This window comes from Burkholderia sp. HI2500 (assembly GCF_002223055.1).
Taxonomy (GTDB): Bacteria; Pseudomonadota; Gammaproteobacteria; order Burkholderiales; family Burkholderiaceae; genus Burkholderia.
Genome location: NZ_NKFL01000006.1, coordinates 1,772,651 through 1,794,437, shown reverse-complemented (window position 1 = coordinate 1,794,437; position 21,787 = coordinate 1,772,651). Strand labels below are relative to the sequence as shown.

The window sequence follows — 21,787 nt, the reverse complement described above, 5'->3', positions numbered from 1 at the left end:
TGACCGCCACAAATGGTATCTTTGCCGGTCGGGACGACGCGAAAAAGGGGCCGGTGAGCCCATTCGCACCCACGTCCCGCTGTGGAAACTGACGGCCGCGAGGCGGTCGGATACTGGTTGATCCGGCCGTTCGGCCGGACATCGTGCGTCGCGCGCCGGGGGGCGGTGGGCGGCGCAACGACGCAAATCCGGGAGGACCCTTGAGAGAAACTATTCCCATCCACGATGCGCTGACGCGCTGGCTGCCGCAGGCGGCGCTCGTTGCCGCAGCCATCGCGCTGACGGGCTGCACGATGACGCCGTGGACCGACAGCTGGCAGCCGGCGCGCCAGCCGGCACCCACGTCGGCCGCGACGCCGGGCGTGATCGCCGGCTATTACCGCGTGAATCCGGGCGATACGCTCGCGGGCGTCGCGAACGCCTATGGGCAGCGCGTCCAGGACGTGGCCAGCTGGAACCACATGGCGCCGACCGATGCCGTGTATCCCGGCCAGGTGCTGCGCGTCGCGCCGCCGCCTGCCGCGACGTCGCTCGGGCAGCCGCCCGCGGCGGCCGCGCAGCCGGGCTCGCTCGCCTGGCCGGCCACCGGTGTCGTGGCGACGCCGTTCTCGGCCGGCAAGACGCGCGGCCTCGTGATCGCTGCGTCCGGGCCCGACCATTCGGTGCGGGCCGCGGCGGCCGGGCGCGTGGTGTACGCCGGATCCGGCGTCAAGGCCTACGGGCCGCTCGTGATCCTGAAGCATGAGAACGGGCTCATCACGGCCTACGGACACAACGGCAAGCTGCTCGTCAACGAAGGCGACGCGGTGCGCCAGGGCCAGCCGGTCGCCGAAATGGGCACCGACGCGAGCGGCCGTTCGACGTTCGAGTTCGAAGTCCGCCAGAACGGCAAGGTCGTCGACCCGATGAACTTCCTGCCGCGCAACGGCGGCTGATCGCCCGCTTCATCCCGTGTGCGCCGGGCGGCGCACACGCTCCCGCCTTCATCCTTTCCTGAGCGTCACCGCACCGGACGGTCTCGCGTGATTGCCGAGCCAGCGAATACCCATTGCGAGCGCCACCGCGCCCAGCGCGATCAGCGAACACTGGATCGCGACCGGCAGGTAGCCGTGCGGCCGCGGATCGACGAACGGATAGGGATACCAGTTCTCGAATGAGCCGCGCACGAGCGTATAGCTGAGATAGGCGATCGGGAAGCCGAGCCACGCGAATGCGCTGCGCCGCGGGATCGGCAGGCGCGGCTCCACATACAGCCAGTCGCACAGCACGACGAGCGGCACGATCCGGTGCAGCACCCAGTTGTTGAACGCCGGCGTGACGTGGTGCAGCGCATCGAGCCGCGCGAGCAGGAGTTCGTAGACGATTGCGGTGATCAATACATACAGCACTGCGGCGCCGCGCATCGATTCGTAGCGGGCCGAGCTGGGGCGCGCGATGCGCCAGAGCCCGACGGCGAGCATCGCGGCCGCGTAGAGGCTGCTCAGTTGCGTGAAGTAGCTGAGATAGTTGCCGAGATGAAAGCCCGGCAGGTGCCAGTAGTCGGCGACGCTGTGCAGCGTGGTGGATACCGCGAGCAACGCGGCGGTCAGCCGATAGGCCGCAACGAAGAACGCCTTGCTCATGATGCCCGCGCGCCGTCGCACCAAAGCTTCATCGTGCCACAGCCGTCCGGGCGCGCGATGCGGACTTTCCATATGGTGCGCTGCGCGGCGTGCGTGGACGATTCGTCGGATATTTGCGCACGTCGTGCAAAACCGGTTGCCCGTGCGGCTACAATCGGGGCAGTTTTGCCGGGCGCCGGCCGGTGGCTGCATGCGCCCATCCCCGCATACAACACGAGACGAAGCATGAGAAACATCCTCGCGAAACAGACGCGCTACAGCTCGCCCGCGATCTTCTTCCACTGGGCCGTCTTCCTGCTGGTGGCGCTGGCCTACCTGGCCATCGAGATCCGCGGACCGAAAGGCAGCGACAGCCGGGTGTTCTGGATGAACGTGCATCTCACCGCGGGCACGCTCGTGCTCGTGCTGTCGGTGCTGCGCGTGCTGTGGCGAGCCGTCAGCCGGGTGCCGCAGGCCATTCCGCAAGCGGCGCTGCTGCGCTGGCTGTCGAAGCTCGCGCATGTCGCGCTCTACGTGTTCATCATTGCGCAGCCGCTGCTCGGCATCATGATGATCAACCTGGGCGGCAAGCCGGTGTCGCTCGACTGGCTCGGCATCTCGTTCACGCTGTTCGGCCCCGACAAGGCGCTGCGGCCGACGATCAAGGAAGCGCACGAGCTGATCGGCAACGCGTTCTACTTCGTGATCGGCCTGCACGCGCTGGCCGCGCTTTACCATCATTTCATCCGGCGCGACGACGTGCTGCGGCGCATGGCGCCCTGAGCGGCACGTTCCGCAAGCATGCAGCAGGCGGGGGCGCTTGGTTGTGTTGACAACCATGCGCCCCCGGTTCGTTTACCGCCATCCGCGCTGGCCATCGCGTTGAACATTCTGTAACATCTCGGCTGTTTTTACATTCCGCTTACTCGTTGCCGAGCATGCTGCACCGACATCGTCACCTGACCGCCTGGCTTGGCGTGCTCGCGATCTGGTTCGCGATCGCGGCGCCGCTGGTGTCGCAGTGGCGCGTCGCGCAGGCGGCCACGCCCGACGCAATCGTCTGCAGTACGGAGCATGGCGCGCACCCATCGCCCGATGCCGACCGCATGCACGATCATGCGCTGCATCTCGATGCGTGCGGCTATTGCGGTTTCTTCGCGCACAGCCCCGCGATCGGCGCGCCAGCCGCCGCGGCTCTCGCTTCCGTTCCCGTCGTTTCCGTTTCCGCCGTCGCGTCGCCTGCCGTCGCGGCGCGCGCCGACCGCTATCCGCGCGCGTACCCGCGCGCCCCGCCCGAGCGCGCCTGACGCGCTGTTTCCGTTCCATTCATCGCCGATATCCGTGCGGCCCGTCGAGGCCGCGTGGAGGGCGTCACTCGGGCTTTCGATCATGACCATTTTCCAGTTGCGTGCGCCGCGGGCGTCACGCAATGCCGGTGCGCGGCGCATGCCGCGCGTGCTGAAACTCACCGTTCCCGCGCTCGCCGTCGGCGCATTGGCCGCGAGCGCCGCGGCCGCCGAACCGGCGCGCGCATCCGGCACGCCGACCGGCGATACGGCCGCGCCGCTGCCGGCCATTGAAGTCGTTGCATCGCCGCTGTCGACGCCGCTCGTCGTCGTCACCAATCCGAAGACCCCGCGCCAGCCGCTGCCCGCCAGCGACGGCGCGGATTACCTGAAAACGATCCCCGGTTTCACGTCGATCCGCAGCGGCGGCACCAACGGCGACCTCGTGCTGCGCGGGATGTTCGGCTCGCGGCTGAACATCCTGGCGAACGGGATGTCGACGCTCGGCGCATGTCCGGGCCGGATGGACGCGCCGACGTCGTATATCGCGCCGGAAAGCTATGACAAGGTCACCGTCGTGAAGGGGCCGCAGACCGTGCTGTACGGCCCCGGCGCATCGGCCGGCACCGTGATGTTCGAGCGCGTGACGCCGCGCTTCGACAAGCCCGGCATGCGCTTCGACGGCAGCCTGGTCGGCGGGTCGTTCGGCCGCAACGACCAGAACATCGACGTGACGGCCGGCACGCCGGACGTCTATGGCCGCGTGACCGCGAACCACGCGCATTCGCAGGACTACGAGGACGGTAACGGCAACACCGTGCCGTCGCAGTGGGACAAGTGGAACGCCGATGCGGCGCTCGGCTGGACGCCGGACGACCATACACGCGTCGAGCTGACCGCCGGCACCGGCGACGGCTATGCGCGCTACGCGGGGCGCGGAATGGACGGCGCGCATTTCCGCCGCGAGACGTTCGGCCTGTCGTTCGACAAGCAGCATCTCGGCGACGTGCTCGACCGGATCGAAGCGCGCGTGTACTACAACGAAGCCGATCACGTGATGGACAACTATTCGTTGCGGCAACCGGACCCGACCAGCAGCATGCCGATGCGGATGGCGTCGGAAGTGCGGCGGCGCACGTTCGGTGCGCGCGCGGCCGCGACGTTCCGTCTTGCCGACGACTTCAAGCTCGTGACGGGCGTCGATGCGCAATCGAACCGGCTCGACTCGCGCTCGGCGATGGGGCGGCAGAACTACGGCGACAAGCCGTGGGATGCGCAGGCGACGATGTGGAACGCAGGCTTGTTCGGCGAGCTGACGTGGTATGCGAGCGACGTGTCGCGCGTGATCGGCGGCGCGCGCGTCGACTATGCGAGCGCACGCGACAAGCGCGCGACGACGAGCGGCATGATGAAGCGCATGCCGAACCCGACCTTCGACGACGATCGCACGCGCGTGCTGCCGAGCGGTTTCGTCCGCTATGAGCGCGATCTCGCGTCGCTGCCCGTCACGTGGTACGCGGGCGTCGGCCATACGGAGCGCTATCCCGACTACTGGGAGCTGTTTTCCGCGAAGCGCGGGCCGGCCGGGTCGATCAACGCGTTCTCGGCGGTGCAGCCGGAGAAGACCACGCAGCTCGACATCGGCGCGCAATACAAGAGCGACCGGCTCGATGCATGGGTGTCGGCGTATGCGGGTTATGTTCAGGACTTCATCCTGTTCAACTACGCAGCCGGCACGATGGGCCCGACCACGCAGGCAACCAACGTCAACGCGCAGATCATGGGTGGCGAAGCGGGCGTGTCGTGGAAACCGGTTTCGCCGCTGCGCGTCGAGACGTCGCTCGCGTATGCGTGGGGGCGCAACGTCGCAACCGGAGATCCGTTGCCGCAGATGCCGCCGCTCGAGGCGCGCATCGGGCTCGAATACACGCGGGGTGCGTGGTCGGCAGGGGGGATGTGGCGCATCGTTGCGCCGCAGCATCGCTATGCCCTGAACGAGGGCAACGTGGTCGGCAAGGACTTCGGCCCGAGCGCCGGATTCGGTGTGCTCTCGCTGCATACGCAATACAACGTCAGCAAGACCGTGCAGATCTCGGTCGGCGTCGACAACGTGCTGAACAAGGCCTACACCGAGCACCTGAACCTCGCCGGCAACGCGGGCTTCGGCTATCCGGCGAACTCGCCGGTGATGGAGCCGGGCCGGACCGCGTGGGTGCGCGTGAGTGCGAAGCTGTAACGCATCGCGCGTGTGCATTGCAGCATGCGCACGCATGAACGCGGCCCCGCCCGAACGGGCGGGGCGCGTCAACCGATTAGAGAACCGTGTCTAGTCAGGGCGCAAACGTTCGCGACTCGTGATTCACTCCCGCATTCGACGCACACGGTGGTCGCGATGTTGGCGACGCATAGTGCGTGTCGATCCGGCTTCATTCGCACCGGCAGCACAATAATCAGGAGAACATGCATGGCCAATACGATGCGTTCCAGGGTGGTGGCAGGGGCAGTGGCATGCGCGATGAGCATCGCGCCGTTCGCGGGGACGACTGTGGCAATGACGCTCGCGACGACGCACGCGGCGATGGCGGCGATCGCGCCCGCCGATAGCTACGCGGCGACGCGTTATCCGATCATCCTCGTGCATGGGTTGACGGGTACCGACAAGTACGCCGGCGTGCTCGATTATTGGTACGGCATCCAGGCAGACCTGCAGCAGAACGGTGCGACCGTCTACGTCGCGAACCTGTCGGGTTTCCAGAGCGATGACGGCCCGAACGGGCGCGGCGAACAGTTGCTCGCTTACGTGAAGACGGTGCTCGCGGCGACAGGTGCGACCAAGGTCAATCTCGTCGGCCACAGCCAGGGCGGCCTCTCGTCGCGCTATGTCGCGGCCGTCGCGCCCGATCTCGTCGCGTCGGTGACGACGATCGGCACGCCGCATCGCGGCTCCGAGTTCGCCGACTTCGTGCAGAACGTGCTTGCATACGATCCGACCGGACTTTCGTCATCGGTGATCGCCGCGTTCGTCAATGTGTTCGGCATCCTGACGAGCAGCACCCACAACACGAACCAGGACGCGCTCGCCGCACTGCAGACGCTGACGACCGCACGCGCTGCCACGTACAACCAGAACTACCCGAGTGCGGGCCTGGGTGCGCCGGGCAGTTGCCAGACCGGTGCGCCGACCGAAACCGTCGGCGGCAACACGCACCTGCTGTACTCGTGGGCCGGCACGGCGATCCAGCCGACGCTCTCCGTGTTGGGTGTCACGGGCGCCACGGACACGAGCACCCTTCCGGTCGTCGATCCGGCGAACGCACTCGATCTGTCGACGCTCGCGCTGCTCGGCACGGGCACGGTGATGATCAACCGCGGCTCCGGGCAGAACGACGGGGTCGTGTCGAAGTGCAGCGCGCTGTACGGCAAGGTGCTGAGCACGAGCTACAAGTGGAACCATCTCGACGAGATCAACCAGCTGCTCGGCGTGCGCGGCGCGTATGCGGAAGATCCGGTCGCGGTGATCCGCACGCATGCGAACCGTCTGAAGCTGGCGGGCGTGTAATCGATGACGGCACGTGAAGGACGCGCGCCGCTGGCGCGGCGCGCCGTGGTCTACGGTGTCGTGGGGCTGGCGGCGATTGCCGGTGTGGCGATGTGGAGCGGCGCGGGCTGGCATCGAGGGACTGGCGCCGGCGGCGAGTCGCCGGATGCGGGGGCGGCGGTGGGTAGCGTGGCAGCTTCGCCGCCGCAGGCCGCCGTGCCGGCAAGCGCGGGCCTGCCGCCGTCGCTCGCCGGCTCCAGCGCGCCCCGGTTGCCGCTCGATGCCGGCGGCCATCTCGCGAAGTCGCGTGCAGTGCGCGATTTCTTCGACTATTGCCTGACCGCGCAGAGCGACCTGAGTGCGACCGCGCTCGATGCGTTCGTCGTGCGGGAGATTGCCGCGCAACTCGACGGCACCGTGGCGCAGGCCGAGGCGCTCGACGTATGGCACCGCTATCGCGCGTATCTCGACGCACTCGCGAAGCTGCGCGATGCCGGCGCGGTCGACAAGTCCGACCTCGGCGCGCTGCAGCTCGCGCTCGACCAGCGTGCATCGATTGCATATCGCACGCTCGGTGACTGGAGCCAGCCGTTTTTCGGTGCGGAGCAGTGGCGGCAGCGCTACGACCTCGCGCGGCTGAAGATCACGCAGGATCGGACGCTGACGGATGCGCAGAAGGCCGAACGACTCGCGGCGCTCGAACAGCAGATGCCGGCCGACGAGCGCGCCGCGCAGCAGCGCATCGATAAGCAGCGCGCCGCGATCGACCAGATCGCGCAATTGCAGAAGAGCGGGGCGACGCCGGATGCGATGCGCGCGCAACTGACGCAGACGCTCGGCGCCGAAGCCGCCGCGCGCGTCGCGCAGCTGCAGCAGGACGACGCATCGTGGCAAAGCCGCTATACGGACTATGCGGCGCAGCGTGCGCAGATCGAGTCGGCGGGCCTGTCGCCGCAGGATCGCGACGCGCAGATCGCCGCGCTGCGGCAGCGCGTGTTCACGAAGCCCGGCGAAGCCGTGCGCGCGGCATCGCTCGATCGCGGGGCGGGCGGCGCGCGGTAAGGTGAGAAGCGCGGGCGGCGCGGCGCATGAGCGCCGCTATGCCGCGCGCGTGAGGTCCCGCGGCAGGTGTCGCTCGATGGTATTCGCGAGCGTGTCGAACGCGGGGCCGATGCCTTCGTGCGGGACGCACGCATAGCCGAGCAGCAGGCCGCGCCGCGCGGTGTCGAGGCTGCTGTAGTAGCTGGTGAGCGGGCGCACGATCACGCCCGCATCGAACGCGCTCTGCGTGACCGCGCGATCGTCGCAGGCGTCGGGCAGGCCGAGCACGAGATGCAGGCCTGCCTCGTCGCCCATCACGGGCAGCGCGTCGCCGAAGCGCGCGCGGATCGCATCGATCATCAGTTGCCGGCGCTCGCCGTACAGCGTGCGCATTCGTCTGACGTGCGAAGTCAGGTGGCCGTCCATGATGAATTCGGCGAGCACGGCCTGCTGCATCAGCTGGCCCTCGCGGTACAGCTCCGACAGCCCGGTGCGGAACGTGTCGACCAGATGCTCGGGCACGACCATGTAGCCCATCCGCAGCCCCGGGAACAGCATCTTGCCGAGGCTGCCGACGTAGATCACGCGGCCGCCGTCGTCGAGCCCCTGCAGCGATGCGAGCGGGCGGCTGCCATAGCGGAACTCGCTGTCGTAGTCGTCCTCGATGATCCAGCAGCGGTGCTGGCGCGCGTATTCGAGCAGCATCCGGCGTCGCGCGAGGCTCATCACCATCCCGAGCGGGTACTGATGCGACGGCGTGACGAGCACGAGCCGCGGCGGGTGCTGCATGTCGCTGGCACGCGGGTCGAGCCCTTCCTGGTCGACCGGCACCGGCGTCAGCGTGAGGCCGGCCGCCTGCAATACGCTGCGCACGCCCCAGTAGCACGGCTCCTCGACCCATGCGCGATCGCCGATGTCGGACAGCAGCCGCACCGCGAGATCGATCGACTGGTGGATGCCTGTCGTGATGATCACCTGGTCCGGCGAGCATTTGACCGAGCGCGCGACGCGCAGGTAATCGGCGAGCGCCCGCCGCAATGGCCGGTAGCCGCCGCCCGGCGCATAGGTCAGCAACTCGGGATTCGCCTCCTTCCACAGCCGCGCCTGCAGGCGGCTCCACGTCCGGCTCGGGAATTCCGACACGTCCGGCACGCCCGGCATGAACGCGCCCCACTGGCGCCGCGACACGCCCGCGTGCTCGATCAGTTGCCGGCCGCGCATCGACAGGCCGCCCTGCGCGTCCGGCAGCGGCGGTTCATCGGCGCTCGACGGGGGCGGTGCGGCGCCCGGCACGTGGATCGCGGCGGCGTCCGGCCGCGTGTCGGCCACATAGGTGCCGCTGCCGGTGGTCGTCAGCACGTAGCCTTCGGCCGTCAGCTGGTCGTACACGTGCAGCACGGTATTGCGCGCGATCGACAGGTCGGCCGCGAGCGTGCGCGAACTCGGCAGCTTCGTACCTGGCCCCAATTCCCCGGTCAGGATGGCCTGCTGCATCTGCTGCAGCAACTGCCGGTACATCGGCTCGGGCGAGCTGCGGTCGAGGCGGGCAGAGAGCCAGTCGGCGAGGATCACGGTATCCAAAGTGGTCCTACTAGTAATATTGAAATGGTTCCCTATTGTAGAACCGTGGGCGCCGTATAGTGGCTCGCATCTCAAAATCAATTGTCGCGAAGCAAGGGGACAGCCACGATGAAGTCCGATGATGTGATCGTCAGCTTTCGCGGCGTGCGGAAGACCTACGACGGCGAAACGCTGGTCGTCAAATCGCTCGACCTCGATATCCACCGCGGGGAATTCCTGACGCTGCTCGGGCCGTCGGGCTCGGGCAAGACCACCTGCCTGATGATGCTGGCCGGCTTCGAATTCCCGACCGGCGGCGAGATCCGCCTCGACGGCGAGCTGCTGAACAACGTGCCGCCGCACAAGCGCAACATCGGCATGGTGTTCCAGAACTACGCGCTGTTTCCGCACCTGACGGTCGAGCAGAACGTCGCGTATCCGCTGACCGTGCGCAAGCTGCCGGCGGCCGAGCGCGCGGAACGCGTCGCGCACGCGCTGAAGATGGTGCAGATGGAGCGCTTCGCGAAGCGCTACCCGGCGCAGTTGTCGGGCGGCCAGCAGCAGCGCATCGCGCTGGCGCGGGCGCTCGTGTTCGAGCCGAAGCTGGTGCTGATGGACGAGCCGCTCGGCGCGCTCGACAAGCAGCTGCGCGAACACATGCAGTACGAACTGAAGGCGCTGCACGAAAAACTCGGCGTGACCTTCGTGTACGTGACGCACGACCAGGGCGAGGCGCTGACGATGTCCGATCGCGTCGCCGTGTTCGACAAGGGCATCGTGCAGCAGCTCGACACCGTGGACCGCCTGTACGAATCGCCGTGCAACGAATTCGTCGCGAACTTCATCGGCGACAGCAACCGGCTGCGCGGCACCATCGCGCGCGTAGACGGCGAATTCTGCGAATTCCGGCTCGACGACGGCACGAAGCTCGTCGGCCGCCGCATCGGCGACGCGGCCGAGGGAGCGCCGGCCGTCGCGTGCATCCGCCCCGAACGCATGAGCCTCGCCGCGCACGGCGCGAACGGGCACGCGAACGGCGCGGCCGCCAACCAGTTGAGCGGCGAGGCGCGCAGCCTCATCTATTTCGGCGACCACGTGCGCATGCGCTGCGCGCTGCCCGGCCAGGATGAATGCTTCGTGAAGGTGCCGCTCGGCACCGGCGCGCTCGATGCGTTCTCGCCCGGCGCACCGGTCGCGCTCGCGTTCTCGCCCGAACACCTGCGCGTGTTCGCTTGAGCAGGGTTTCCCCCGATTTTCCGTAGCACGTCGTCAACAACAACTGCCCACTTCCACCACGAGAGGAGAGGAACCACCATGAACCGAGCACGCATTACCGCACGGCGCACCGCGCTGGCATTGGCGCTCGCCGTCGTCGGCGCATCGGCATCGGCTGCCGAACTCACGGTCGTCAACTTCGGCGGCGCGAACGGCGACGCACAGAAGGCCGCGTTCAACCAGCCGTTCGAGAAGGCGACCGGCAACAAGGTCACGGCCGTCGAATACAACGGCGAGCAGGCGAAAGTGAAGGCGATGGTCGAGGCGAAGCACGTCAACTGGGACGTGGTCGAAGTCGAATCGGGCGACCTGAACCGCGGCTGCGACGAAGGCCTGTACGAGAAGCTCGACTGGTCGAAGATCGCGAAGAAATCCGACCTGATTCCGGAAGCGCCGCAGGTGTGCGGCGTCGGCTTCTTCGTGTGGTCGACGGCGCTGTCGTACAACGCGGACAAGCTGAAATCGGCGCCGACCGGCTGGGCCGATTTCTGGAACGTGAAGAAATTCCCCGGCAAGCGCGGCATGCGCAAGGGTGCGCGCTACAACCTCGAATTCGCGCTGATGGCCGACGGCGTCGCGCCGAAGGACGTGTACAAGGTGCTCGGCACGAAGGCCGGCCAGGACCGCGCGTTCAAGAAGCTCGACGAGCTGAAGCCGAACATCCAGTGGTGGGAAGCGGGCGCGCAGCCGCCGCAGTTCCTCGTCGCCGGCGACGTCGTGATGTCGACCGCGTACAACGGCCGCATCGACGCCGCGCAGAAGGAAGGCAAGAACCTGAAGGTCGTGTGGAACGGCAGCATCTACGACCTCGACTACTGGGCGATTCCGAAGGGCTCGCCGAACAAGGCGCTCGCCGAGCAGTACATCGCGTACACGCTGACGCCGAAGCCGCAGCAGGGCTACGCGCAGCACATCGCGTACGGCCCGACGAACATCGCGGCGATCAAGTCGCTCGACGCGAAGACGCTCGCGAACCTGCCGAACTCGCCGGCCAACGGCAAGAACGCGGTGCTGGAAGACATCGGCTTCTGGACCGACCACAGCGACGAGCTCGAGCAGCGTTTCGCCGCGTGGGCGACGAAGTAACCGTCGTTCAGGCATCCTGATGCAACCGGCCGCGCGACGCGTCGATCGTGTCGCGCGGCCTTCCGCCGGATCGTGCCCGGCCGGAGAGAACCGTTGAATACGATGACGATCGCGCCTTCCTCGCCGTCGAACGCCGCGCTCAAGCGCGAGCTGAAGGCCGCCGAGGCCCGCAAGCGCACGATGGCACTGCTGCTGGTCGCGCCGCTCGCGATTTTTCTGCTGCTGATTTTCGTCGTGCCGATCGGCACGCTGCTCACGCGCGCGGTGCAGAACCCCGAGATCGCCGCAGCGCTGCCGAACACGGTCAGGGCGCTGTCGGGCTGGGACCGCAAGGCGCCGCCGGCCGACGCCGCGTATGTCGCGCTCGCGGCCGACATGACGAAGGTGGCCGACAGCGAGGCGATGGGTGCGCTCGCGCGGCGGCTGAACACCGAGATTCCGGGCTATCGCTCGCTCGTCGCGAAGACGGCGCGCGCGATGCCGCTGAAGGGCGACAACGACGCGGCACTGACACCCGCGCAGACGCGTGACAAGCTGGTCGAGCTCGATGCGCGCTGGGGCGATGCCGCCTACTGGCAGGCGATCGCGAAGAACGGCAGCGCGTATTCGCCGTTCTACCTGCTCGCCGCGCTCGACCACAAGCAGGACGGCTTCGGCCACATCGTGCCGGCCGATCCCGACCAGTCGATCTATCTCGCGATCTTCGGCCGCACGTTCGTGATCGGCGTCGCCGTCACGCTGTTCGCGCTGCTGCTCGGCTATCCGCTCGCGTACTGGATCTCGACGCTGTCGGAGCGGCGTGCCAACCTCGTGATGATCCTCGTGCTGATTCCGTTCTGGACGTCGGTGCTCGTGCGCGTCGCCGCATGGATCGTGCTGCTGCAGAGCGAAGGGCTCATCAATACGGCGCTGATCGGCAGCGGGCTGATCTCGCATCCGCTGACGCTGCTGTTCAACCGCATCGGCGTGTACATCTCGATGACGCACATCCTGCTGCCGTTCATGATCCTGCCGCTGTACAGCGTGATGAAGTCGATCCCGCCGACCTACCAGCGTGCGGCCGTGTCGCTCGGCAGCCATCCGTTCGCCGCGTTCTGGCGCGTGTACGTGCCGCAGACCTACCCGGGCGTCGGCGCGGGCGCCTTGCTCGTGTTCATTCTCGCGATCGGCTACTACATCACGCCCGCGCTGCTCGGCGGGCCGAACGACCAGATGGTCAGCTACTACGTCGCGTACTTCACGAACGTGACGATCAACTGGGGCATGGCGTGCGCGCTCGGCGGGCTGCTGCTCGCGGCGACGCTCGTGCTGTACGCGGTGTACGGGCGCTTCACGCGCACCAACGTGAGCCTCGGCTGAGCGCCGCGTGCAACGAAACGGGAAGGGGAATCCGACCATGAAACTCGCCAGGCCGCTGTTCGCGCCGCACATGTCGTTCGTCGAGCGCGCGTGGTACGTCGCATTGCGCGTGCTCGTCGTGCTGACGCTGCTGTACCTGATCCTGCCGGTGCTCGCGATCGTGCCGCTGTCGTTTTCGTCGAGCACGTTCCTCGTCTATCCGATCCCGGGCTTCTCGATGCGCTGGTACGAGAACCTGATCGCATCGGACGAGTGGCGGATGGCCGCGAAGAACAGCTTCATCGTCGCACCGTCGGCAACCGTCGTCGCGACCGTGCTCGGCACGCTTGCCGCGATCGGTCTCACGAAGGCCGACTTCCGCGGCAAGGGGCTGCTGATGGCTGTGCTGCTGTCGCCGATGATCGTGCCGGTCGTCGTGGTCGGTGTCGGCATGTACCTGTTCTTCGCGCCGCTCGGGCTCGCGAACACCTACACGGGGCTGATCGCTGCCCACGCGGCGCTCGGCGTGCCGTTTGTCGTGACGACGGTGGCGGCAACCCTGCAGGGCTTCAACCAGAACCTCGTGCGCGCGAGCCTGTCGCTCGGCGCGAATCCGGTGTCGACGTTCTTCCGCGTGACGCTGCCGGTGATCGCACCGGGTGTGATGTCCGGCGCGCTGTTCGCGTTCGCGACGTCGTTCGACGAAGTTGTCGTCACGCTGTTCCTCGCGGGCGCGGACCAGACGACGCTGCCGCGCCAGATGTTCACCGGTATCCGCGAGAACATCAGCCCGACGATCGCTGCGCTCGCAACGATCCTGATCATCTTCTCGACGAGCCTGCTGCTGGCGCTCGAATGGCTGCGCGGTCGCAATGCGCGGCGCGCGGTGACCTGACGCGGCGCGCCTGCGTTGCCGTGCATCCTGCGCGGCCACGCATTTGCTTTCATTTCGCTGACTGACGAGGCGGCCGCCTGCACGTTCGATACGGCTCTGCAACAATACGGGGCGCGGCGGCGCGCGTTCCGTGCGGTGCGACCGGAACGCCGCCGCGAGTCCAATCCGCGACGCGGCGCAACGCGTCGCTCGTCAGCCGAGCCTCATCTTGTCCGAATTCGCTTCCCCCGCCGGCGCGCATGAGCCGGCCGTCAACTGGCGTGCGATGTCCGCCGTGCTGCTGGCCGTCGCGCTCGCGACGCTCGACACCGCGATCGCGAACACCGCGCTGCCCGCGATCGCCGCCGACCTGCATGCATCGCCGGCCGCGTCCGTCTGGATCATCAACGCGTACCAGCTCGCGATGGTCGCGACGCTGCTGCCGTTCGCGTCGCTCGGCGACATCGTCGGCCACAAGCGCGTGTATGTCGCCGGGCTCGCGGTGTTCACGGTTGCGTCGCTCGGCTGCTCGCTCGCGTCGACGCTGCCGATGCTGACGGCCGCGCGGATCGTGCAGGGCTTCGGCGCGAGCGCGATCATGAGCGTCAACGTCGCGCTGATCCGCGGCCTGTTTCCCGCGCACCGGCTCGGGCGCGGCGTCGGCTTCAACGCGCTCGTGGTCGGCGTGTCGTTCGCGGTGGGGCCGACCATCGCGTCGTTGATCCTGTCGGTCGCCGCATGGCCGTGGCTGTTCGCGGTGAACGTGCCGCTCGGCGTGTTCGCGCTTGCCGTGGCGATTCCGTCGCTGCCGCAGACGGCGCGCGGCAAGCATGCGTTCGATCCGGTCGCCGCGTTGTTCAACGTGATCACGTTCGCGTCGTTGATCTTCGCGCTCGGCGAATTCGCGCAGCGCGGGCCGCTTTCCATCGTGTTCGCGGCGGCGGCGGTCGCGCTCACCTTCGGCTGGTTGCTGATCCGCCGTCAGGCCGGGCACCCGGCGCCGATGCTGCCGGTCGACCTGTTTCGGCGGCCGGTGTTCACGCTGTCCGCGCTGACCGCGGTGTGCGCGTTTGCCGCGCAGGGGCTCGCGTTCGTGTCGCTGCCGTTCTATTTCGAAACCGTCCTGCATCGCAACGCGGTCGAGACGGGGTTCCTGATGACGCCGTGGTCGGTCATCGTCGCGCTCGCCGCGCCCATCGCGGGGCGCTTGTCGGATCGCTATCCGCCGGGCCTGCTCGGCGCGATCGGTCTGGCGTTGCTGAGCGCGGGCATGGTGTCGCTCGCCGCGTTGCCGGCGGCGCCCGGTGTCATCGACATCGGCTGGCGGATGATGCTGTGCGGCGCCGGCTTCGGTTTCTTCCAGTCGCCGAACCTGAAGGCGCTGATGTCGAGCGCACCGCCCGAGCGCAGCGGCGGCGCGAGCGGGATCATCGCGACCGCGCGGCTGATCGGGCAGGCGACGGGCGCGGCGCTCGTCGCGCTGTCGTTCGGGATCGCGGGACGCCACGGGCCGACGCTCGCGCTGATGCTCGGCGCGGGCTTCGCCGGGGCCGCGAGTGTCGCGAGCGGATTGCGGCTCTTTGCGCCGTCGCATCGGGCCGGTGTGCCGGCCGCGTCGGAGCGCGTGGGCGAGCAGGCGACGGAGTAGGGTGGCGCGCGGTTGCGGCGCAAGCCGATGGCCGAACGACCATCGCGGGAAATTTTCGAGCCGGCGCGCAACGAACCACCGCCACGCGCCGGCCTTCACGCTTCGCTTAGAACCCGCCCGACTTGATCAGCTGGTTGAGGTTCGCGATGTTCAGGCTGCCGAAGCCGGTCGTGTAATCCCAGCCGGTGCCTGCGTTGTAGCCATACCCCTGATAGCCGTTGTTCCCAGACACCACGTCGTAGCGCACGAGCGACGGGTTCGACGGAATGTCGGCGTAGAACTTGCCGGCCGGGAAGCCGAGGCCCGTGCCGTTCGCTGCGAGCAGGCGCGCCCAGAGACCGGTGAAGATCGGCGCGGCGAGGCTCGTGCCGCCGATCTGCTGCAACTGGCCGTAGTTGTAGATGTACGCACCCGTGCTTTGCGCGGCGTCGAACGAGACGTCCGGCAACTGGCGGTTGCTGCCCGATTGCCACGACGGCGCGGGCAGGATCGTGCTGACGCCGCCGCCCGTCGCCCACAGCTTGCCGTTGCCGTCGAGCCCTTCGTTCCACACCGTCTCGCTCGAGAACGCCCCCGACGACGTCGTGTAGAGCGTCGTGCCGCCGATCGCGAGCACGTGCGGCGACGATGCGGGCCAAGACACCGTGTAGTTCGAGCCGTCCGGATAGCCGCGGTTGTTGCACTCGTACACACCTTCGTCGCCCGACGAAACGGAGAACGTCTGGCCTTGCGCCGCGGCGGTCGTGAAGATCTGTTCCTCGGCGTCGAGCGTGCCGTCCGCGTTCGCGTCGGTCTCGCACCAGCCGAGCGATACGTTGATCACCTTCGCGGTGTTGTCCGACACGGCGCGGTTGAATGCCTGCGTGAGGCCCGTGTTGCCGCTCGCATTGAGGTCGGCCATGTAGAACACGAGCTTGCCGACCTGGCCGCCGGCTGAGCCGACGATCGACTGGCTGTCGAGATCCCACTCGCCCTGGCCGTCCTGGTCGTCGGTGTAGCTGCCGCCCGAGCCGTTGGTCTTGATGGTCTGCGTCGACACCGTGCCGTAACCGTTGCTCGACGTGAACTGCTTCAGGTCCTGCAGCGTCTGCGACACGCCGCCGATCGTGATGATGCCGACGGTGACGCCGGCTGCGGTCGGCACGCCGGTTGCGTTGTAGAGGCCCGGGAATTCCTTCGGATAGTGGCCGGTCGCCGTGCCGGCTGCAAGCGCCAGCGGCTTCGACACGTTGCCGATGCGCAGCAGCGGCCGCGCATGTGCGACGCTCTGCAGCCCGAGCACCGAGCCGACGACGTCGCCGAGCGCGCGCGGCACCTGCGCAGTCGACGTGTTCGCGAAGCCCGAGTGACCCGCGTAGTCGAAGTGCACGAGCGACGTGTTGAATGCGGTCTTCACGGTGGCGGCCGTTCCGCTGGCGTAGACCAGCAGGCGGTTCGGCGCAACCTCGACGTTCACGAAGCCGCTCTTGTGCAGATAGTCGACGACCGACTTGACCTGCGCATCGGTCGGCGCGTAGTTGGCGAGGAACTGCTCGTGCGTGAGGTACTGGCGGTAATGCGCGCTGCCGGGCCGGTTCACGTCGCGCGCCAGTTGCTTGAGCTGCGCGGCGTTGCGCAGTTTCAGGCTGACGACGACGTTGGTCGTTTCACCGCCTGCCAGTTCGAGCGACGGCGCCGCGCTGCGCGCCATCAACTGCGGGCCGGTCAGAAAGGCCTTCGTATGCGTATCGACCCAATCCGTCGTCGCATGCGCCGCGGCGGCGGCGAACACGAACGGTGCCACGCACGCGAGGCGGCGGGGCGACGGAAGGGGAAGGGCAAACCAGGTGTTCCTTTTCATCGGGAGTCCTTTTTTAGGAGAGGCGACGTTACTGGAACCCCCGGCCCTTGTGGGGCCGCGAGCGGTGACGAGCGTAGGGCGTCGCTGTCGTTCGGGTAGCTGCCATTTTCCATAGCTGTCAGTTCTGACATCGGCGCGGGTGCACGCATGTGCTGCGTCATGCGCGTAAGCGAATTGCGGCAGCGGCGAGCGGAACCGGTTCGCGATACGGCCGCGCAGCAAGGCGCGACGCTCGCACGCACGAGTCGCTCGTCGCGACGCCGGAACGTGCGCGATCGCAGAGCGGATCGCCGCGTGCACGCATCGCGCGCGACCAGTCGGTGTCGCGTGCCGCGTCGCACTATGTGGTCAAACGCAGCGACACGGCAGGAACGGATTCGCGCGTGCACAAAAATGGGGTCGCTCGACCGCAAACGTTTCCCGAACTGTGGAACGGTGCTTCCGGCAGTCTTGCAGGCGACTTTCGGATCGCATGCGGCAATTGCGGATTAGAGGAAAGGCTCGAATTCGGGGCGTGGACACCCCGGCGCGGCGGACAGCCGGCCCGCGCAAGATCGCGCGGGCGTCGTTCGCGAAATTCCGCCTTGACGTGCGTCGATCAGCGGATATGCTTCAATTCATAACCATCGGGTTATGGATTTGGACATGCAGAACGCACACGACATGCTTTTCAGGACACTTGCCGATCCCACGCGCCGCGCGCTCTTCGAGCGGCTGTGCGCGGACGGCGAGCTGACGGTTGCCGCGCTGACGGCCCATGCGGGCGTCTCGCAGCCGGCCGTCTCGAAGCATCTGGGCGTCCTGAAGCTGGCCGGGCTCGTGAGCGACCGCCACGAAGGCCGGCAGACGCACTACAGCGCGCAGCCTCAAGCGCTGGCCCCGTTGATCGACTGGACGAGCCAGATGGCCGGCTTCTGGCAGACCCGGTTCGATGCCCTCGAAGATCTTCTGAAAAGGATGGATCAGTAATGAACCAGGCCACCACCGAAACGCGCTCCGTCGTCGTCGACCGGGAGCTGCCTCATCCGCCGGAGAAGATCTGGCGCGCGCTCACGCAACCGCACCTGATCGAGGCGTGGCTGATGAAGAGCGACTTCGAGCCCGTCGCGGGCCGTGCCTTCAGCTTCCGTGCGGACTGGGGCTCGGTCGACTGCACGGTCCTGACGATCGAGCCGCCGCATGCGTTGTCCTATACGTGGGCGGCATACGGCCTCGAAAGCGTCGTCACGTGGACGCTCACGCCGACGCCGCGCGGCACGCACCTGCGGATGGAGCAGGTCGGCTTCCGTCCCGACCAGGAGCAGGCGTACCGCGGCGCGCAGCACGGCTGGGTCCGCTTCTTCGACTCGCTCGAACAGGTGCTGGCACGCCCCGACGAAGGCACGGAGGCCCGCGCATGAGCCCAACCGACCTCACGCCGTCGGAGCGTATCGACGCGCTGATCGCCGGCATCGCCGACTGGCGCGGCAAGACCTTCGCCGACCTGCGCCAGACGATCCTCGACGCTCAAGCGGGCATCGTCGAGGAATGGAAATGGATGGGCAGCCCCGTATGGTCGTGCGACGGGATGATTGCGGTGGCGAACGCGCACAAGGGTAAGGTGAAGCTGACCTTCATGCACGGCGCGCAGTTGCCCGATCCCGACAAGCTGTTCAACGATGGCCTCGACGGCAATGCGCGGCGCGCGATCGATTTCTTCGAAGGCGACAAGCTCGACAAGCGGGCGCTGAAGAACCTGGTGCGAGCGGCGATCGACTACAACCGCACGCATCTGAAGAAGAACACCCGGCGAGTGGGCGCAGGCACGAAGGCGCGGGCCGCCAAGGCGGCATGACGCGCCGCACGACCGGTCACGCAGCGTAGCGCAGGCAAAAAAAAGCCCGACACGAGGTCGGGCATCCAAATCGGCCGCAACCGCCCGCGAGGCGGCTGCGGCACCTGCAAGCTGCAGGGCGCTTACGCTGCGAGCAGCGAGCGCAGCACGAACGGCAGGATCCCGCCGTGCTTGTAGTAGTCGACTTCGATCGGCGTATCGATGCGCAGCAGCACCGGCACGCGCTGCGATTCGCCGTTCTTGCGGTGGATCACGAGCGTGACGTCCTGCTGCGGCTTGAAGTCGTCGCCGAGGCCTTCGATGTCGTACGTTTCTTCACCGGTGATGCCGAGCGACTGGACGCTGTCCGCGCCCTTGAACTGCAGCGGCAGCACGCCCATGCCGACCAGGTTCGAGCGGTGGATGCGCTCGAAGCTGCGTGCGATCACGGCCTTCACGCCGAGCAGTTGCGTGCCCTTCGCGGCCCAGTCGCGCGACGAGCCCGTGCCGTACTCTTCGCCGGCGAACACGACCGTCGGCGTATCGGCGGCAACGTACTGCATCGCTGCATCGTAGATCGACTGCTGTTCGCCGCTCGGCTGGTGGATCGTCAGGCCACCTTCGACGCGCGTGCCGTCTGCCTTCGGCGGGATCATCAGGTTCTTGATCCGGACGTTCGCGAACGTGCCGCGCATCATCACGTCGTGGTTGCCGCGGCGCGAGCCGTAGCTGTTGAAGTCGGCCTTCTGCACGCCGTTCTCCTTCAGCCACTTGCCTGCCGGCGAGTCTTCCTTGATCGAGCCTGCCGGGCTGATGTGGTCGGTCGTGACCGAGTCACCGAAGATGCCCAGTGCGCGCGCGCCCTTGACCGTCGGGATCGATGCAGCCGGTTCCATCGAGAAGTCGTTGCCGAAGAACGGCGGCTCGGCGATGTACGTCGACTTCGGCCAGTCGTAGACCTGGCCCGATTCGCCCTCGATCTTGCTCCAGAGGTCGCCCTTCTTGGTCAGCTTCGAGTAGTTGTCCTCGAACTTCTTCGGGTCGAGCGCGAACTTGAGCAGCGCGTGGATTTCTTCGCTCGTCGGCCAGATGTCGCCGAGGTAGATGTCGCGGCCGCCCTTGCCCTTGCCGACCGGTTCGGTCATCAGGTCGCGCGTGATGTTGCCGGCGATCGCGTAGGCGACGACCAGCGGCGGCGACGCGAGGAAGTTCGCGCGGATGTTCGGGTGGATCCGCGCTTCGAAGTTACGGTTGCCCGACAGCACGGCTGCCGCGACGATGTCGTTCTTCGTGATCGCTTCGTTCAGTTCCGGCGTCAGGTCGCCCGCGTTGCCGATACAGGTCGTGCAGCCGTAGGCCGCGACTTCGAAACCGAGCTTCGACAGGTAGGGCAGCAGGCCCGTCTTCGTCAGGTACTCGGTGACGATGCGCGATCCCGGCGCGAGCGAGGTCTTGATCTTCGGATCGACCGTGAGGCCGGCCTCGACCGCCTTCTTCGCGAGCAGGCCGGCGGCCAGCAGCACGCTCGGGTTCGACGTGTTCGTGCACGACGTGATCGCGGCGATCAGGATGTCGCCGTTCTTCACGTCGACGCCGTTGCTCGTCGTGTATTGCGCGCCGAGGTCTTCCGCCTTCTTCGCGAAGCCGTTTTCCGCGACCGGCTTCGAGAACAGGTCGGTGAACGTCGACTTGACGTGGCCGATCTCGATGCGGTCTTGCGGGCGCTTCGGGCCGGCCAGCGACGGCGCGACCGTCGTCAGATCGAGCGTCACGACCTTCGTGTAGTCGATGTCGCCGGCCTTCGGGATGCCGAACAGCTTCTGCGCCTTGAAGTAGTTTTCGAACGCGGCGATTTCGGCCTTCGTGCGGCCCGTGCCTTCGAAGTACTCGATCGTCTTCTCGTCGACCGGGAAGAAGCCCATCGTCGCGCCGTATTCGGGCGCCATGTTGCCGATCGTCGCGCGGTCCGGCAGCGACAGCGACTTCGTGCCTTCGCCGAAGAACTCGACGAACTTGCCGACGACCTTCTCCTTGCGCAGCATTTCGGTGATCGTCAGCACCAGGTCGGTGGCCGTCACGCCTTCGCGCAGCTTGCCCTTCAGCTCGACGCCGACGACGTCCGGCGTCAGGAAGTACACCGGCTGGCCGAGCATGCCGGCTTCAGCCTCGATGCCGCCCACGCCCCAGCCGACCACGCCGATGCCGTTGATCATCGTCGTGTGGCTGTCGGTGCCGACGAGGGTGTCCGGGTAGTACACGGTGTCGCCGCCATCCGCCTTCTTGTGGACGCCGCGCGCGAGGTATTCCAGGTTCACCTGGTGGACGATGCCGACGCCCGGCGGCACGACCTTGAACGTGTCGAATGCCTGCATGCCCCACTTCATGAACTGGTAGCGCTCGTTGTTGCGCTGGAATTCCAGTTTCATGTTCAGGTCGAGCGCGTCCTTCTGGCGGAAGTAGTCGATCTGCACCGAGTGATCGACGACGAGATCGACCGGGACCAGCGGCTCGATCTTCTTCGGGTTCTTGCCGGTACGCTCCGCGACGCCGCGCATGGCCGCGATGTCGGCGAGCAGCGGCACGCCCGTGAAGTCCTGCAGCACGACGCGCGACACCACGAACGGAATCTCGTCGACGCGCTTGTCGTTCGGCTTCCAGTTCGCCAGCTGCTCGATGTGCTCTTCGGTGATCTTCTTGCCGTCGTAGTTGCGCAGCACGGACTCGAGCACGATACGGATCGACACCGGCAGGCGTTCGATCTTCGTCTTCAGTTCCTTGCCGAGCTGCGGCAGCGAGTAGAACTTGCCTTTGCCGGAACCGCTGTCGAATTCCTTGAGGGTCTTGTGGAGATTGTGGGCCATGGTGATTTTCCTGGGTTTAAGGCTAG

18 protein-coding genes are annotated in these 21,787 nt (G+C 67.2%); 14 read left to right on the top strand and 4 right to left on the bottom strand.

Going from position 1 to position 21,787, the window contains the following annotated elements:
• Positions 1-200: 200 nt before the first annotated feature.
• Positions 201-935: a peptidoglycan DD-metalloendopeptidase family protein gene (locus tag CFB45_RS25765; RefSeq protein WP_089427977.1), complete on the top strand. Its 735-nt coding sequence runs from the start codon at positions 201-203 to the stop codon at positions 933-935.
• 48 nt (positions 936-983) lie between these two features.
• Here the strand turns inward: CFB45_RS25765 and CFB45_RS25760 are convergent, their stop codons facing one another.
• Positions 984-1,622, bottom strand: a complete 639-nt coding sequence (locus CFB45_RS25760; RefSeq protein WP_089429148.1) for a Pr6Pr family membrane protein — start codon at positions 1,620-1,622, stop codon at positions 984-986.
• Between the two features lie 225 nt (positions 1,623-1,847).
• Between CFB45_RS25760 and CFB45_RS25755 the strand changes: the two genes are divergently transcribed.
• The 5 genes from CFB45_RS25755 to CFB45_RS25730 all read left to right on the top strand — a co-directional run bounded on the left by CFB45_RS25755 (position 1,848) and on the right by CFB45_RS25730 (position 7,487).
• Positions 1,848-2,384 carry a cytochrome b gene (locus CFB45_RS25755; RefSeq protein WP_046549930.1) on the top strand — a complete coding sequence of 179 codons (537 nt, stop codon included), beginning with the start codon at positions 1,848-1,850 and terminating at the stop codon, positions 2,382-2,384.
• Positions 2,385-2,539: 155 nt separating this feature from the next.
• Complete coding sequence (locus CFB45_RS25750; protein WP_089427976.1) at positions 2,540-2,908, top strand: DUF2946 domain-containing protein; 369 nt, start codon at positions 2,540-2,542, stop codon at positions 2,906-2,908.
• Positions 2,909-2,990: 82 nt separating this feature from the next.
• On the top strand, positions 2,991-5,123 hold the full coding sequence (locus CFB45_RS25740; RefSeq protein ID WP_089427975.1) for a TonB-dependent copper receptor: 2,133 nt from the start codon (positions 2,991-2,993) through the stop codon (positions 5,121-5,123).
• Positions 5,124-5,351: 228 nt separating this feature from the next.
• The gene (locus CFB45_RS25735; protein ID WP_089427974.1) at positions 5,352-6,446 is read left to right on the top strand and encodes a triacylglycerol lipase; all 1,095 of its coding nucleotides are present in this window, start codon (positions 5,352-5,354) and stop codon (positions 6,444-6,446) included.
• Positions 6,447-6,449: 3 nt separating this feature from the next.
• The gene (locus CFB45_RS25730; protein ID WP_089427973.1) at positions 6,450-7,487 is read left to right on the top strand and encodes a lipase secretion chaperone; all 1,038 of its coding nucleotides are present in this window, start codon (positions 6,450-6,452) and stop codon (positions 7,485-7,487) included.
• Between the two features lie 36 nt (positions 7,488-7,523).
• Here the strand turns inward: CFB45_RS25730 and pdxR are convergent, their stop codons facing one another.
• A complete protein-coding gene (gene pdxR, locus CFB45_RS25725; RefSeq protein ID WP_089427972.1) occupies positions 7,524-9,047 on the bottom strand; it encodes a MocR-like pyridoxine biosynthesis transcription factor PdxR in 1,524 nt (507 codons plus the stop codon).
• Between the two features lie 108 nt (positions 9,048-9,155).
• On the opposite strand from pdxR, the gene CFB45_RS25720 reads away from it, so the two are divergent.
• The 5 genes from CFB45_RS25720 to CFB45_RS25700 all read left to right on the top strand — a co-directional run bounded on the left by CFB45_RS25720 (position 9,156) and on the right by CFB45_RS25700 (position 15,247).
• Positions 9,156-10,262, top strand: coding sequence for an ABC transporter ATP-binding protein (locus tag CFB45_RS25720; protein ID WP_089427971.1), 1,107 nt, complete (start codon positions 9,156-9,158; stop codon positions 10,260-10,262).
• A 78-nt stretch (positions 10,263-10,340) separates the two neighbouring features.
• Complete coding sequence (locus CFB45_RS25715; RefSeq protein WP_089427970.1) at positions 10,341-11,387, top strand: ABC transporter substrate-binding protein; 1,047 nt, start codon at positions 10,341-10,343, stop codon at positions 11,385-11,387.
• A 102-nt stretch (positions 11,388-11,489) separates the two neighbouring features.
• On the top strand, positions 11,490-12,746 hold the full coding sequence (locus tag CFB45_RS25710; RefSeq protein ID WP_179255124.1) for an ABC transporter permease: 1,257 nt from the start codon (positions 11,490-11,492) through the stop codon (positions 12,744-12,746).
• A gap of 37 nt (positions 12,747-12,783) precedes the next feature.
• A complete protein-coding gene (locus CFB45_RS25705) occupies positions 12,784-13,620 on the top strand; it encodes an ABC transporter permease (RefSeq protein WP_047901362.1) in 837 nt (278 codons plus the stop codon).
• A gap of 208 nt (positions 13,621-13,828) precedes the next feature.
• A complete protein-coding gene (locus CFB45_RS25700; protein WP_089427968.1) occupies positions 13,829-15,247 on the top strand; it encodes an MFS transporter in 1,419 nt (472 codons plus the stop codon).
• 106 nt (positions 15,248-15,353) lie between these two features.
• On the opposite strand, the gene CFB45_RS25695 is transcribed toward CFB45_RS25700, so the two are convergent.
• Positions 15,354-17,087 carry a S53 family peptidase gene (locus CFB45_RS25695; RefSeq protein ID WP_089427967.1) on the bottom strand — a complete coding sequence of 578 codons (1,734 nt, stop codon included), beginning with the start codon at positions 17,085-17,087 and terminating at the stop codon, positions 15,354-15,356.
• 645 nt (positions 17,088-17,732) lie between these two features.
• Between CFB45_RS25695 and CFB45_RS25685 the strand changes: the two genes are divergently transcribed.
• From CFB45_RS25685 to CFB45_RS25675, 3 genes are read left to right on the top strand one after another with little or no spacing between them, the layout of a single operon-like run.
• A complete protein-coding gene (locus CFB45_RS25685; protein WP_089429146.1) occupies positions 17,733-18,056 on the top strand; it encodes an ArsR/SmtB family transcription factor in 324 nt (107 codons plus the stop codon).
• Positions 18,056-18,487, top strand: coding sequence for an SRPBCC family protein (locus CFB45_RS25680; RefSeq protein WP_089427966.1), 432 nt, complete (start codon positions 18,056-18,058; stop codon positions 18,485-18,487). The genes CFB45_RS25685 and CFB45_RS25680 overlap by 1 nt, the downstream gene beginning before the upstream one ends.
• Positions 18,484-18,921, top strand: coding sequence for a DUF1801 domain-containing protein (locus CFB45_RS25675; RefSeq protein WP_089427965.1), 438 nt, complete (start codon positions 18,484-18,486; stop codon positions 18,919-18,921). The genes CFB45_RS25680 and CFB45_RS25675 overlap by 4 nt, the downstream gene beginning before the upstream one ends.
• A gap of 122 nt (positions 18,922-19,043) precedes the next feature.
• On the opposite strand, the gene acnA is transcribed toward CFB45_RS25675, so the two are convergent.
• Complete coding sequence (gene acnA, locus CFB45_RS25670) at positions 19,044-21,761, bottom strand: aconitate hydratase AcnA (protein ID WP_089427964.1); 2,718 nt, start codon at positions 21,759-21,761, stop codon at positions 19,044-19,046.
• Between the last annotated feature and the right edge of the window lie 26 nt (positions 21,762-21,787).